The sequence below is a fragment of the Bacillus sp. JJ1533 genome, assembly GCF_036965045.1.
GTDB lineage: Bacteria > Bacillota > Bacilli > Bacillales > Bacillaceae_L > Ferdinandcohnia.
Genome location: NZ_JBALOV010000017.1, coordinates 102,657 through 117,210 on the forward strand (window position 1 = coordinate 102,657; position 14,554 = coordinate 117,210).

Genomic DNA, 14,554 nt, shown 5'->3' on the forward strand with positions numbered 1-14,554 from the left:
CCATGGCTGTTATAACATTTCCACAGGATTTTCGCTTTGGCGTTTCGACTGCTGCCTACCAAATTGAAGGGGCTTACAATGAGGATGGACGCGGTTTGTCCATCTGGGATACTTTCAGTCGTATTCCAGGAAAGGTGTTGAACGGAGACACCGGTGATATTGCGGTTGATAGCTATCACAGAGTCGATGAAGATATCGCACTTTTAAAGGACCTAGGGGTCAATGTCTATCGATTTTCAATTGCTTGGCCACGCATCTTCCCTAATGGAAGAGGGGAAGTAAACAAGAAGGGGCTGGAGCATTATCATCGCTTCGTTGACAAGCTATTGGAAAATGGGATTGAACCGATGTGTACGCTTTACCACTGGGATTTGCCGCAGGCACTCCAGGACGAAGGCGGCTGGAAAAATAGAGAGACCATTGCTGCATTTACTGACTATGCAGAATTCATGTTTCGCGAGTTCAACGGAAAAATCAAGCTGTGGCTGACCATAAATGAGCCGTGGTGTGTTTCGTTTCTCGGACATTTTTCCGGAGAACAAGCACCGGGTGAACGAAACCTGCAATCAGCCGTTGATGTAGCCCACCATCTTTTACTTGCACATGGTCAAGCGGTCAAGCGTTTTAAAGAGTTAGAGATTCCTGGTGAAATTGGGTTTGCACCGAATTTAGTATGGTACGAGCCATTCAGTGATAGACAAGAGGACATCGATGCGTGCCAGCGTTCATCAGCTTGGTTTATGGAATGGTTTCTTGACCCTGTATTTAAAGGAAGTTACCCGGACATTTTAATCGATTGGTTTGAAAAGAAGGGGGCTAAAGTGAATATCCAGGAAGGTGATATGGAGATTATATCCCAGCCAATGGATATTCTTGGAATCAATTATTATACAGGAACTATGGCGAGATATAAGGAAAATCACGGGAACTTTGATTGTGAACATCTTGATATGAGTTACGAAAAAACCGACCTTGGGTTCAAAATATTCCCTGAAGGCTTTTATAACATTTTAATGGACGTCAAGAAAAAATATGGGGATATTCCGATTTATATTACAGAAAACGGGGCTACTTATAATGATGAGCCTGTGGATGGACGTATAAGGGATGTAAAAAAGATCGATTACTTAAAGCTGCATTTAACAGAAATTAGCCGAGCCCTCGCTTCTGGTGTGAACTTAAAAGGCTACTGCCAATGGTCCTTAATCGATAACTATGAATGGGCCTATGGGTACAGTATGCGTTTCGGCCTTGTTCATGTTGATTACCGGACATTGGAGCGCACGAAAAAAGATAGTTTTTATTGGTATAAGAATGTGGTTAAAAATAGATGGTTTGAACTATAGGAGATGGTCGAATGAGGATTTGCTTTGATGGTGACCTGACGGAACTGGAATCTGGCTTGACCATTATGGGCAATGAATTGGGGTTCAATCGAGAGGATAACGGTTTCCCAATTACGATTGTCAAGAAGGAGGGCCCGATTGTTGTTTCCAGTAATGGGCTTGCCGGAAGAATTGAATATCAGGAGAAAATCCACTTTTTCAGGGCATTAGGGCTGTGGCTTGAGGAATATCAGAGAAATCATGAGTTTCTTCTGCAGGAGGAACCGCAGTTTATCTCAAATGGGATCATGGTGGATGCGTCCAGAAATGCTGTAATGACCGTTGACGGGATACAAACGCTGGTAAGAAAAATGGCTTTAATGGGTCTCAATTTATTGATGATGTATACAGAAGATACCTTTACAGTCAAAAATTATCCGTATTTTGGGTATATGCGCGGTAGATACAGTGAAGACGAACTCCGAGCTTGTGATGACTATGCTCATCAATTTGGCATCGAAATGGTTCCTTGCATTCAAACCCTTGCCCATTTGACAGAAGCGTTGAAGTGGAATTATGCCGCGGCTGTAAGAGATACCTCGGATATCCTGCTTGTCGGTCATGAGGAGACGTATAAACTGATCGATGATCTGTTAGTGGCGGCATCCGCTCCGTTCCGCTCGAAGCGCATCCATATCGGAATGGATGAGGCCCATATGCTTGGCTTGGGGAAATATTTAGAGCAGAACGGCTTCCGCAGACGGTTTGACATCATGAATGAGCATTTACAACAGGTCGTTTCCTTGGCCGAGGAGCGTGGCTTAAAGCCGATGATTTGGAGTGATATGTATTTTCGGCTCGGATCAAAGACAGGAAATTATTATGATCTGGAGGCGGCTATTCCGGAAGAGGTTGTTAAGGAAATCCCTCAAAATGTTCAGCTTGTTTATTGGGATTACTATCATGATGATGTGGAATTCTATCAAACTTTCATCCAAAAACATAGACAGCTTGGTTCCGAGCCTGTGTTTGCAGGTGGGGTATGGACCTGGAATGGGATCGCCCCGAATTATGGAAAAACCAATGTCACCACAGAGGCAGCCTTAACCGCATGCAAAAATGAAGGGATTAAAGAAGTATTTGCGACCATGTGGGGAGATAACGGTGCTGAAACTGATTCTTTCGCCATGCTTGCCGGCCTGCAATTATTTGCAGAGCACGGGTACGCCGAGAAGGTTGAGAAGGAAAAATTGGCAAGACGCTTTGCGTTTTGTACAGGCGGTAAGCTAGAAGACTTCTACTTATTAAATGAATTTGATGAAACGCCAGGGGTTTCGAAGCATAATTTGAAGGAATCTCATCCATCGAAATTTCTATTGTGGCAGGATTTGTTAATCGGACTGTATGATGCGAACATTCACGGTTTGCAGATGAATGAACATTATCAAAAGCTCGAGTCCCGGTTATCTGAAGCTAAAGACCGAAATCTGGAGTGGTCAGAGCTGTTTGAATTTTATATAAAACTAGCAAACGTTTTAAGTATAAAAGCAGAGTTTGGAATTAAGTTAAAACAGGCATATGATTCGAATAATAAAGAAGAAATGAAATCCCTTCAGGAGCAACTAATAGATTTAAGATATCGGGTGGAATGCCTGCGCAGGGCACACCGGACATTATGGTTTTCAACCTATAAACCATTCGGATGGGAAGTGCTTGATATCCGCTATGGGGGAGTCTTGACCAGAATCGAAACGGCTGGTTTCCGCATTGGCCAGTGGCTTGACGGGGCCATTCCAAGAATATCAGAGTTGGAAGAAGAACGCTTATTCCATGATGCCCCATGGAAAATGCCAGAAGGGGCGCTAGGGAGAAACTCGTATCACCGCATTGTAACGGCGGGAGCATTTTCGAGTTAACCCCATCTGCATAGGTTGGTCGCACAAATACTGTTACTCTTTACGGTTGGGGTATATCATTTATCGTTTTGCGACTAGATGATATAGCGATTAACTCATTTGGGGTATATCATTTATCGTTTTGCGACTAGATGATATAGCGATTAACTCGGTTGGGGTATATCATTTATTGTTTTCCGGCTTGGGGATATACCGATTAACTAAATGGAAATTGGGGTTCTTCAAAAATTCCAGTTGAGATAAGGGAGCAGCATGTCGGCGATTGAACCATCAGAAACTAGCAATATATGAAAATAATTTAGATTGGGGTGTTAAACATGATTATTGGGTTTCAAACGGCAAATTACTTTGCCCGTGCCACCGATTATCAAGCAAGTATGGAGACGTGGGGCGAGGCGGAGCGCAAGGTCATTGAGAATTTTAGCTTAGCGGAGTTCGACCGGATTTGCAGTGATATTCAATCAGCAGAGTTTCAACAGATGGAATTATGGATGGGTCATGCCTTTCCGAAGTTCGTGACACCCTATTGGGCGGCAGAGTTAAGAGCCATCTGGGAAAGTCATGGACTTGATGTGTACTCGTATTCTTGTTCACTAGGAGACCCGGTTCACTATCCAAAATGGACCAGACTGTGCTTTGAAACAGCAAAAGCACTCGGGATCGAGCTTATTACGAGTGGGATCTCCAAAGAATCTGCCCCTGTCATTTACCGTCTCTGTAAGGAGTATGGAATGAAAGTGGCGGTTGAAAATCATCCAGAAAAACATCCGAATGAAATTAGGAGCATTATTGGGGATTACGGCGACTTGTTGGGGGCAGCGGTTGATACAGGCTGGTTTGCCACACAGGGATATTCCCCTGCAGAAGCGATTAGGCAATTGAAGGATGTCCTCGTGCATGTTCATTTAAAGGATGTTAAAGAGGCTGGAGCACATGATTCAGTACTGCTCGGAACCGGTATTGCTGGTATTTCCGATTGTATAGACGCACTTAAAGAAATAGGGTATGACCGTACGATTTCCATCGAGCAGGAAGCGGGAGACCATGACCCAACGGAGGATTGTGCAGCTTCCCTAAGATGGGTGAACGATTATTTGAGCAAGAATGAGTCAGTGCAGCAATAACTTAAGGAGGGATTAGTTATGGTAAAGCTTGCGGTAGTTGGTACTGGATGGCAGGGGCAAGGACATTTGAACACAATGAAGGATATTCCGGAAATTGAAATAGTGGGAGTCTTTGATGTTAATCAAGAAACTCTGATGAAGGCAGCCAATAAATTCGGTGTGGTCGGGTATACCGATTATGTCGAAATGCTGGAGTCTGTAAAGCCTGACGGCGTGGTGATCTGTACCCCTCCTGAAGTGAGGGAATCGTTAGTTCGGGAAGCAGCTGAACGGGGAATCCACTGCTTTATTGAGAAACCGCCTGCAAAAACAATGGAAATGGCTAAGCGGGTGGATGAGATTTTGGACAGGACAGGCGTTATTAACAGCGTTGGTTTTATGTACCGATACAGTCCGGCAGTTACCTATTTACAGGAATTACTTAAAGGAAAAAGAATTGCCATGGTTCGCAGTGCGATGCTGGACGGACTTGCGCTAAGACCGAATTGGCCGCGTTGGTTTTTTAACAAGGAGATTTCCGGTGGACCGGTGTTTGATCAGGCCATTCATATGTTTGACATTTCGCGCTTATTGTTGGGAGAAGTATCACAAGTAACAGGGTATCAGGAGAATTTGGTTGTTCCCAAGAGCGAGGATTTTACCGTTGAGGATAGTTTCATCCTTTCGATGCGTTATGAAAATGGCATCATTCAGAATCACACCCATACTTGGTCCTATCCCGATGTATTTACACAAATCGAACTGATTTCTGATGAGCTTCACTTGGTCCTTGACCTGGCTAAAGGAAGTGTCAGCGGAAATGTAATGGGAAATAGTGTTCATTTTAACTCGGATGACCACGCATTGTACCGCTTGGAGCTTGAGGCATTTGCCAAGGCGATTGCAACGGATAATCGTGAACTTGTACGATCAACCTATAAAGATAGCATTCAATCCCTTGCGGTCGCACTTAAGGCAATGGATGCACTAGAAGCCAAAACCACAATTAGTTAAGGGGGAGTAGAAGATGTCAACGATTGTAGATCAAGAAGCTATCCATCTTTGGATGAAGGAGCAGGCAGTCTTGCAAGGTTTACGTCTCTCGGTTACATTAAATAACCATGTGACGCTTGAGCTGACCAGGAAGGATACCACGAAAAAGGAAGTCGACAATTATACCGAATTAACCCATCGTTTTGAGGATGCGGAGGAAAAGGCGGCAATAGCCCTACGGTTTAAGATTTATCCAGATATCACGTATGCTTATGTCGATGTAAAAGTGAAGAACGGAAGAATGATGGACAGACAAAACTATCTAGCGCCGGAAGGTAGTGTTGTCATCCATGTCCAAAGCTTGGGAGATCTAAAAGGTGTGATGGCGAACTATCAGCATAAGGACTGGTGGACACGTCCGCATTTTTCAACAGAGCTGGAAACACTGCCGGAACGGACTCAATCCTTCCTTTGGAAAACCGATCAATCGTATTATTATTTATTGCCAGTAGTTGATCAAGTTTACCGTGCTGACATAAAAGGAGGAAAACAAGGCTTTGATATCCGTCTTTCCTCTTTTGCTGGTGGATTTGATGAATGCCATACACTTGCTTTTGTTCTCGGCGAGGGTCAGAATCCGTTTCAACTGGCAAAGAACACGATTTCGAAAGCACTCCAAGCATTGGGATATCCCACAAAAATGCGGGAAGAAAAACACTATCCAGAGAGACTTGATTATTTGGGCTGGTGCAGCTGGGATGCTTTTTATCATGAAGTGAGTGAGTCGGGCATTGTTGAAAAAATGGATGAATTAAAAGAAAAGAACCTGCCGGTAAAATGGGTCATGATTGATGATGGCTGGCTCGATATTGAGGATAATCGTCTTCGCTCCTTTGATGCCGATACCCGAAAGTTTCCTGGAGGACTCTCGTCAATTTCAGGCAAATTAAAAGAAAAATACGGTGTAGCATCAGTCGGAGTTTGGCACACGATTGCCGGATATTGGGGCGGTGTTCATGCTGAACTTGCAAAAGACCGAATGAATGGCTTATATCAAACAAACAGCAATAAATTCTTCCCTCATCCGGATGCGGAAAAGGGATTTGCCTTCTGGAATGAGTGGCATGAACGGTTAAAAAAGCAGGGCATTGATTTTGTCAAAGTCGATAGTCAAAGTGCCATCAATAATTTTCTAATGTACCAAGAGTCCATTGGAGAATCCGCTAAAGGTGTTCATGTGGCATTGGAAGCCTCGGTTGGGATTCATTTTGATCAAGTGATTATCAACTGCATGGGAATGGCAGCTGAAAATATCTTTAACCGACCAAGTTCTTCCCTTTCCCGCAATAGTGATGATTTTGTACCTGGAGAAGAAATCAGCTTTAAAGAGCATGCACTCCAAAATGCGTATAACTCTTACTATCACGGGCACTTTTACTGGGGTGACTGGGATATGTTCTGGACCAGCCACGAGGAGGATCAGCAAAATGCTGTACTGAGGGCGGTCAGTGGCGGTCCTATCTATTTCAGTGACCGCGTAGGGGAAACCGACGCGAAGAAAATTTGGCCATTAATTTTGCAGGATGGCAGAATTTTGCGTGCAGACCAGCCGGGGCAGCCAACAGAGGATTGTTTATTTACGAATCCTAACCACGAGGCGCTCCCATTAAAGATTTGGAATACCATTGGTCAGACAGGCGTCATTGCTGCTTTTAATATTAATGTGGATGGGAAAGAAGTGAAGGGCACTGTTCGTCCAGACGATATTCCATCCCTTTCTGGAGAGGAGTATCTCCTATACGATTATTTTAGCGGCAAGACAATCTCTTTAAATAGAGATGAGGGGTACGATTTTTCTTTACAAAAAGAGGAAGCTGTTCTGTTTATCCTTGTTCCAGCCCACAAGATCGCTACACCAGTGGGGCTTGTAAACAAATATCTTGCACCGAAAACAATTACCCGGACCGAATATGTCCATAATCGCATGACGGTACACTTGGTAGAAGGCGGCAAGTTTTTCTTCCATGCAGCCCAAGCAGCTGCTAAAGCGGAGGTTAATGGTCAAGAAACAACAATTAAGGAACTGAATCCGTCAACATACCTCATAGAATGTGAGAATAAAACGGGTCCTGTGATCATCGACATTTATTTCGAATAGAGATTTCGGTATACTATAAAAGAGGGGAAAGGCGGCTTTCCTCTTCTTTTTTCAACCGTGTAAAAGGGAAGTGACGATGAGCATATGGGAAAAGCACTTATTACTATCATGGAATGGCTGTACAAGCTTGTCTTTTTAAATTCTATTTGGATTTTGTATTCTCTGCCAATCGTGACGATTATCCCTGCTACTGCAGCGATGTTTGCCGTCATGGATAAATGGATCAGGGAAGAGGACGATGATGAGCCCTATTTTAAGCTGTTTAATCGGAAATTCAAGCAGTTTTTTTGGAAAAGCTATCCGCTCGGCCTTGCCCTGCTAATCATCGGAGGAATATTGATAATTGACCTGTTGTTTCTCTCGAACGCTACATCAGCACTCTGGTTGGTTGCTCGCTATGCCTTGATCGGCGTTACGATCCTGTTCTTCATTAGCTTTTTGTACAGCTTTCCGATTTTCATCCGCTACCAATACCCATGGTATAAAACGATGCTGTTTTCGTTTATGCTTGGAATCAGGCAACCCATCGTTACGATTATGGGGTTTTGTGGCATATTGTTGATTGTTTTCCTGTTTTTATTCGTAACGGGAATAGGTATCTTGTTTTTTGCTAGTTTATTCGCCTTGGTCAGTACCATGGTGGCCCAAGTAAGTTCAAAAAGCGTCATAGAAGAAGGAGCTTAACCTTGTTAAGTTCCTTTTTTTTATGACCGAAATGCAGTGAAACATAGATAAATAAGGCGACGTTCACATGATCCTCACAATCTACGAAAAAAGTAGTATAAAACTTTTCGAAATTGATTGACATGTAAGCGTAAACATATAATAATGGTAATAAGTCAACAAAACCTCACAACATCGGTAACGAAAACCACAAAATAACACATGATAGATTAGTAGCTAAAACTTAGTAGGAAAGGAGTACAGTAGAGTTGAACTTAGCTATTGTGAGGGATGTGACCAGTCATTCTGTAAGGGGGAAATTATAAATGAGAAAAGGAAAAAAATCGCTTTTAACTTTATTAACTCTAGTTCTTGGCTTTTCTTTAATTCTTACCGCTTGTTCAAATAGCAATAATAAAAGCAGCAGTGATGGTCAAAAAGATGGTGAAAAAGTAGTTCTTGATTTTTGGACGTTTTGGGGATCTGAAACCCGTCGCCCGATTATAGAAAAAATTATTGATGACTTTAACCAGTCTCAAGACAAAATTGAAGTGAAACATACATATCTTCCTTGGGGAGATATTTGGACGAAGAACCTTGCTTCGATTGCTGCTGGCAACCCGGCAGACGTTATTATCAACGACATTAACTCAGTGGCACATCGCGCACTAAATAATCAAAACATGGACCTTTCTGAGTACTTCGAAAAGGATCCAGCGTTGAAGGATCGTTTCTTCCCGGAATTGTATAATGCAACATTGTACGAAGGAAAGCCATATGCCGTTCCATTTAACACAGATACACGTGTATTGTTCTACAACAAGAAAATGTTTGAAGAGGCTGGCCTTGATCCAAACTCACCGCCAACAACTTGGGCTGAGCTAGAGGAAATGGGTAAAAAGCTTGATGTGAAGAAAGACGGCAAGTACGAGAGAATCGGTTATCTGCCAAACTTCGGAATCGGTGCTGATACTTGGATGATTAATGCAGATGGAAAAGGATATTGGGATTTTGATGCAAATCAGCCGATTATCAATGAAGAAACAAATGTAGAAGCATTAACTTGGTTGAAAAATTACTATGACTATTACGGAGATAAAGTAGTTAACGCGTTTAAGGCTGAATTTGGTGAACAGACAGCAGATCCATTTGTTGGTGGAAAAGTTGCCATGATCACAGAAGCAGCTACTTTCTATACAAAAATCCGTGATTACGGTGAAGGTATGGAATTTGGAGTTGCTCCACTTCCTGCAATGGAACCAGGTAATGGAAATACAAGCTGGGGTGGAGGATTCGTCGCTGAAATTCCTAAAGGTGCAAAACATCCTGAGGAAGCGATGGAATTTATCAAGTATTTAACAGATGTACAAGCTCAAGAATATTGGGCGCTTAAAAACTTTGACAACGTAGCTAACAAAGCAGCAGCGGAAAAAGTTTCAAGCAGCTCTGAACTTGATGAAGCTGGAAAGATGGTTTATACATTAGCAACTGAAAATATGGAACAAACACTCATAACTCCGACACCAATTGAAGCACCGGATTATATTAATCTCATTAATCCTGAAATCGAATCTGTACTCCTAGGTAAGAAATCACCTAAAGAAGGATTGGATGCAGCCCAGAAAGCAGTGGAGAAATTGGTGGAAAGCAACAAATAATATGAAAAAATCAGGGAGTGAAAGGATTTCGCTCCCTGATTGGTTTAACCTTTAAAGAAGGGATGAACGAGATGGAACCAAATCTGTCAAACAACACAGGAACAAAAGTGAAAACGAAAAAAACAAAAGGACCAACCTCCATGCAGAGAAAAGAAGGATTGGCAGGTTATCTGTTTATTTCCCCTTGGATCATTGGATTTGTGATTTTTTTAGCAGGCCCACTTTTGTTTTCCCTCTATGGAAGCTTCACTAATTACAATATTACGTCGAAAATGGATTTTATCGGTTTTGAAAACTATAAGGAAATGTTTCAGAATGACCAGAGATTTTGGATTTCCTTAAAAAATACCCTTTACTATGTCGTCATATCTGTTCCTTTAACCACTATTGGCGGAATTATCATTGCCGTCATGTTGAACAAAGGAATTCCTGGAATGAAAATATTTCGAACCATTTATTACTTACCGGCTGTTCTTTCCGGTGTTGGTGTTTACTTGCTTTGGATGCAGCTGTTAAGCCCTTCATCCGGTCTGGTGAATACCCTTTTGGGATTTGTTGGAATTGAAGGTCCTTCATGGTTAACAGACCCATCCTGGACAAAAAATGCATTAATCTTCATGAAAATGTGGAGTGTTGGGGGCGGGATGCTTCTTTATCTGGCTAGCCTGCAAGGTGTTTCACCAGCTCTTTATGAAGCAGCGGAAATGGACGGAGCAGGTGTGTTTAGGAAGTTTTTCCATATCACCCTGCCAATGATTACTCCGGTTATTTTCTTTGACCTAGTGACAAGTACGATAGGCGCTTTCCAGATTTTCCAGGAAGCGTATGTCATGAGTGAAAACGGGGAAGGGGGACCGGCCAATTCCTTGCTGTTCTTTAATCTCCATATGTGGCATAAGGCCTTTGTAGTCTTTGATATGGGCTATGCGATGGCCATGTCTTGGATTCTATTCTTTATTATTCTAGTACTGACAATCGTCAACCTGAAGCTTGCCCCTCGATGGGTGCATTATGAAGGGGAGGACCGCTGATGAGGACCGCAACAGATACAGCATCGAATAAAAACGTCAAATTTGGCGGAAAAAAGGTTAGTTATCATCAAAATGTAAAGGTTAAAAAAAGAATATCCCAAACGATTTTACTAATTGTACTTCTTGCCGGAAGTGTACTAATTCTGGCTCCTATTTGGTGGATGTTTGCCACCTCTCTTAAAGATATGAAGGAAATTATGACCTATCCTCCTACGTTTATTCCTAAGGAATGGCATTGGGAGAACTATAAGATTACATTGGAAAAGGCACCGTTCATCAGGTATACGATGAACACTTTAACAATCACAACGATGGTTGTGATTGGAAATGTTCTGTCTAACTCATTTATTGCTTACGGATTTGCTAAAATTAAATTTAAAGGTCGAAATCTTCTATTTGCCTGTGTATTGGCCACGATGATGATTCCGGGCTTTGTAACACTAATTCCGCAATATGTGCTATATGCCAAGCTTGGCTGGTTAAATACGTATCTACCATTAATTGTCCCGGCGTTTTTCGGGAGTGCATTTAATATTTTCTTGCTTAGACAGTTTTATATGGGTATTTCAAACGAACTGATCGAAGCAGCCAAAATTGATGGGGCAAACCATTTGTATATTTGGTGGAAAATTGCCATGCCATTAGCTAAACCGGCAGTTGCGACCATCGCCATTTTCTCCTTTAATGGGGCATGGAATGACTTTCTCGGTCCGGTTCTCTTCTTGAATGATGAGTCGTTATATACGTTGCAACTGGGACTTCAGGTATTTAAAGGTATGAATGATACCCAATGGAACTTCTTGATGGCGGGTTCACTCATGGTACTGATTCCGGTCATCACGATATTCTTCTTCTTCCAGCGTTACTTTATTGAAGGTATGAATATCACAGCCGGTACAAAGGGCTAATCGCTATTCTCTGACACCCGAATCATGACGAACAACGCGTTGAAGGGAGACAATTTTTTATGAATAACGCAAAACAAGTTTATGTATATCACCATACCCACTGGGACAGAGAATGGTGGGCGACGATGCAGGATTTGCGAATCCGCTTGGTCGAACTAGTGGATGAATTGCTGGATACGTTGGAAGAAGATCCAGAATTTCGCTGCTTTTTACTGGATGGACAAACGATCGTCTTGAAAGATTATCTCGAGGTACGCCCGGAAAACCAAGAACGGTTGGTAAAGCTCATTCGTGAAAACCGAATCCAATGCGGACCGTGGTATATCCTGCCTGATGAGTTTCTGGTTAGCGGCGAAGCGCATATCCGCAATTTTTGGCTGGGAGAAAGAATGGCTGAAAAATTAAACATACAAAACGAAACGGTTGGATATATTCCGGATACATTTGGCCACATTTCCCAAATGCCGCAAATCCTACAGGGCTTTGGGATAGATAATGCCTTATTATGGCGCGGGACTGGCGGCAGCCCAGAGGAATTTAAACAAGAGTTTTCTTGGAGAGCTCCTGATGGAAGCGAGGTATTGGCATACTGGTTTCCGGACGGATACTATGTGGTTGATTTCCTGCATTTTGATAATCCTAAAAAAACGTATGACGAAACGTTTGGAAGGGTTAAACGCTCTCTTGATAAGTGGGCAAAAATAGCGACAACCCAATCGCTGCTCATGCCTTACGGCGGAGATCATCGTTTAATTGATAAGCGCCTCCCTAGGTTGATTAAAGAAGTAAACGAAGAGCTTGGCGAACACTATCAATTTAACTGGGCAACGACAAAGGAATTTATTGATTCCATTAAGGAACAGAAACCGGAATTAACCACGATAACGGGTGAATTGCGAGATTTCGGTGCAGACCTGCCGCATGTTCTTCCAGGGGTGCTGTCAACACGCTTATACTTGAAGCAAAGGAATTTTGAAGGACAAAATTGGTTGGAGCGCTATGCAGAACCATTCTCTGCCCTTGCCTGGAAGTATGGCAAAAAATATGAAAGCAATCTATTATGGACTTCATGGGAATTGCTGATTCAAAACCACCCTCATGACAGTATTTGTGGATGCAGCATTGATCAGGTCCATAGAGAAATGATACCGAGGTTCGATCAATCGAAACAAATAGCCGAAATTATTACGGAGAAAAGTGTTCAATATATTAACAGTTTAATAGATACAAGCCGTTTTAAACATGGCGAAATGCTGGTGATCCATAATCCGTTGACATGGAAGCGGACGGATATGGTTCAACTGCTGATCGCCGAGGATCTTGGGATCCACCCGCGGACGCATATGATACAGGATGCCGAGGGGAATGAGATTCCTTTCCAAGTAAAAAGTATTGGTACCACAAGACCGATGACGGATCGATACCAGTTTACAGAAATCACCTTCGTTGCCGAGCAGGTGCCTGCGTTAGGCTATAAAACGTTTCATTTGGTCAAAAGAGACCAGGAGCTCGATCCTAAATTGAAATTTTTCACAGCGATTCAGGAGACCGCAAAGCTAAAAGGCAGTGAACAGGTGACCGATTTGCGACTCGGTGGCAATAGTATTGAAAATCAGTTCCTAAAAGTGGAGGTAATGCTCGATACTGGAGCCCTCACGGTGTTAGATAAACAGACTGGACATGTTTATCAAGGTCTAAATATTTTTGAGGATGGCGGCGATGCAGGGGATGAGTATTCGTATTCAGGTCCGCTGAATGACGTTGTTTTACGTTCAGATTCATCCAATGAAAGAGTCCATGTATCCGTTCACGAGGCAGGGCATGCCAAGGTAACTCTTAAGGTGGACATTGATTGGAAATTGCCAAAAGAAATTTCTGAAGACCGCCTTAGCCGCAAATCCGAATATGTTGCTACAAGAATTTCTACCTATATCACGCTTGCGTCGTTGTCAAAGCGGGTGGATATCCGGACAGAATGGGAGAACGAAACAAAGGATTACCGCCTAAGGGTGTTATTCCCATTAGGAGAAGAGGTTTCTGATTCGGAGGCGGAAGGTCATTTTGATGTGGTTAAACGCCCTGTCTATGTAGAGGACAAAGGAAATGGCTGGCCAGAGCCTCGGGTCATGACAATGCCGCAGCAAGGGTATGTTAGTCTGCAAGGGAAGGTAAAGGCCTTTACCATTGCAAATAAGGGTCTGCCAGAATTTGAAGTGCTTGAGGATGGAACAGGAACGGCTGCAATTACTCTATTAAGAGCGGTCGGCTATTTATCAAGAGAGGATACGCTTGTTCGTGAAGGAGGCGCAGGTGCGTATACGGGAGTTCCGGATGCCCAATGTTTAGGGAAAGTTGTAACGGAATATGCCTTTATTCCGCATGAAGGAAACCTGCTTGAAGAAAAAGCGTATGAAACGTCTCATGAATTCTTAAGCCCTTTATACGGCTCCATTACAGATATCCATGATGGAACCCTTCCGCTTGAAAAAGGATTCATTGAACTAAAGGGCGATCATTCATTCTTGCTCAGCTCCTGTAAAAAAGCTGAGAAATCAGAACGAATGATTATACGATTCTGGAATACGGCAAAAGTTGAAACAAGTGCCCTTGTGAAATTGGAAACGACGCCGGCGAGGGTTTATAAAGTAGATTTAAAAGAAGAAATGATAGAAGAACTGGAATTGAAAAACGATGGAAGCTTTTTCTTAGAGGCAAAGGGATCTGAAATCGTGACGCTTGCCATCGAATTTTCATCCTAAAAGAAAGCGGTACATTATTTTTTAACGGAAAAGAGGGGGA

The 14,554-nt window shown here is 42.7% G+C and carries 10 protein-coding genes; all 10 read left to right on the forward strand.

Annotated features, from left to right (window positions below; genetic code table 11):
- Nucleotides 1–2 precede the first annotated feature (2 nt).
- The 10 genes from V7138_RS08705 (at nt 3) to V7138_RS08750 (ending at nt 14,514) form a co-directional block, all read left to right on the forward strand.
- A complete protein-coding gene (locus tag V7138_RS08705; protein ID WP_335396130.1) occupies nt 3–1,346 on the forward strand; it encodes a GH1 family beta-glucosidase in 1,344 nt (447 codons plus the stop codon).
- Nucleotides 1,347–1,357: 11 nt separating this feature from the next.
- Nucleotides 1,358–3,241, forward strand: a complete 1,884-nt coding sequence (locus V7138_RS08710; protein WP_335396133.1) for a beta-N-acetylhexosaminidase — start codon at nt 1,358–1,360, stop codon at nt 3,239–3,241.
- A gap of 317 nt (nt 3,242–3,558) precedes the next feature.
- Nucleotides 3,559–4,365 (forward strand): sugar phosphate isomerase/epimerase family protein, encoded by an 807-nt coding sequence (locus tag V7138_RS08715; RefSeq protein WP_335396135.1) that lies wholly within the window; start codon nt 3,559–3,561, stop codon nt 4,363–4,365.
- An 18-nt stretch (nt 4,366–4,383) separates the two neighbouring features.
- A complete protein-coding gene (locus tag V7138_RS08720; RefSeq protein ID WP_335396138.1) occupies nt 4,384–5,358 on the forward strand; it encodes a Gfo/Idh/MocA family protein in 975 nt (324 codons plus the stop codon).
- Nucleotides 5,359–5,371: 13 nt separating this feature from the next.
- A complete protein-coding gene (locus tag V7138_RS08725) occupies nt 5,372–7,495 on the forward strand; it encodes a Sip1-related alpha-galactosidase (RefSeq protein ID WP_335396140.1) in 2,124 nt (707 codons plus the stop codon).
- A gap of 84 nt (nt 7,496–7,579) precedes the next feature.
- Entirely contained in the window at nt 7,580–8,179 is a 600-nt protein-coding gene (locus V7138_RS08730) for a YesL family protein (protein ID WP_335396142.1), read from the forward strand.
- Between the two features lie 305 nt (nt 8,180–8,484).
- Entirely contained in the window at nt 8,485–9,816 is a 1,332-nt protein-coding gene (locus V7138_RS08735) for an ABC transporter substrate-binding protein (RefSeq protein ID WP_335396143.1), read from the forward strand.
- Nucleotides 9,817–9,887: 71 nt separating this feature from the next.
- Entirely contained in the window at nt 9,888–10,847 is a 960-nt protein-coding gene (locus V7138_RS08740) for a carbohydrate ABC transporter permease (RefSeq protein ID WP_335396145.1), read from the forward strand.
- Nucleotides 10,847–11,755: a carbohydrate ABC transporter permease gene (locus V7138_RS08745; protein WP_335396147.1), complete on the forward strand. Its 909-nt coding sequence runs from the start codon at nt 10,847–10,849 to the stop codon at nt 11,753–11,755. The genes V7138_RS08740 and V7138_RS08745 overlap by 1 nt, the downstream gene beginning before the upstream one ends.
- Before the next feature lie 59 nt (nt 11,756–11,814).
- Nucleotides 11,815–14,514 carry an alpha-mannosidase gene (locus V7138_RS08750; RefSeq protein ID WP_335396149.1) on the forward strand — a complete coding sequence of 900 codons (2,700 nt, stop codon included), beginning with the start codon at nt 11,815–11,817 and terminating at the stop codon, nt 14,512–14,514.
- The last annotated feature ends 40 nt before the right edge of the window (nt 14,515–14,554 follow it).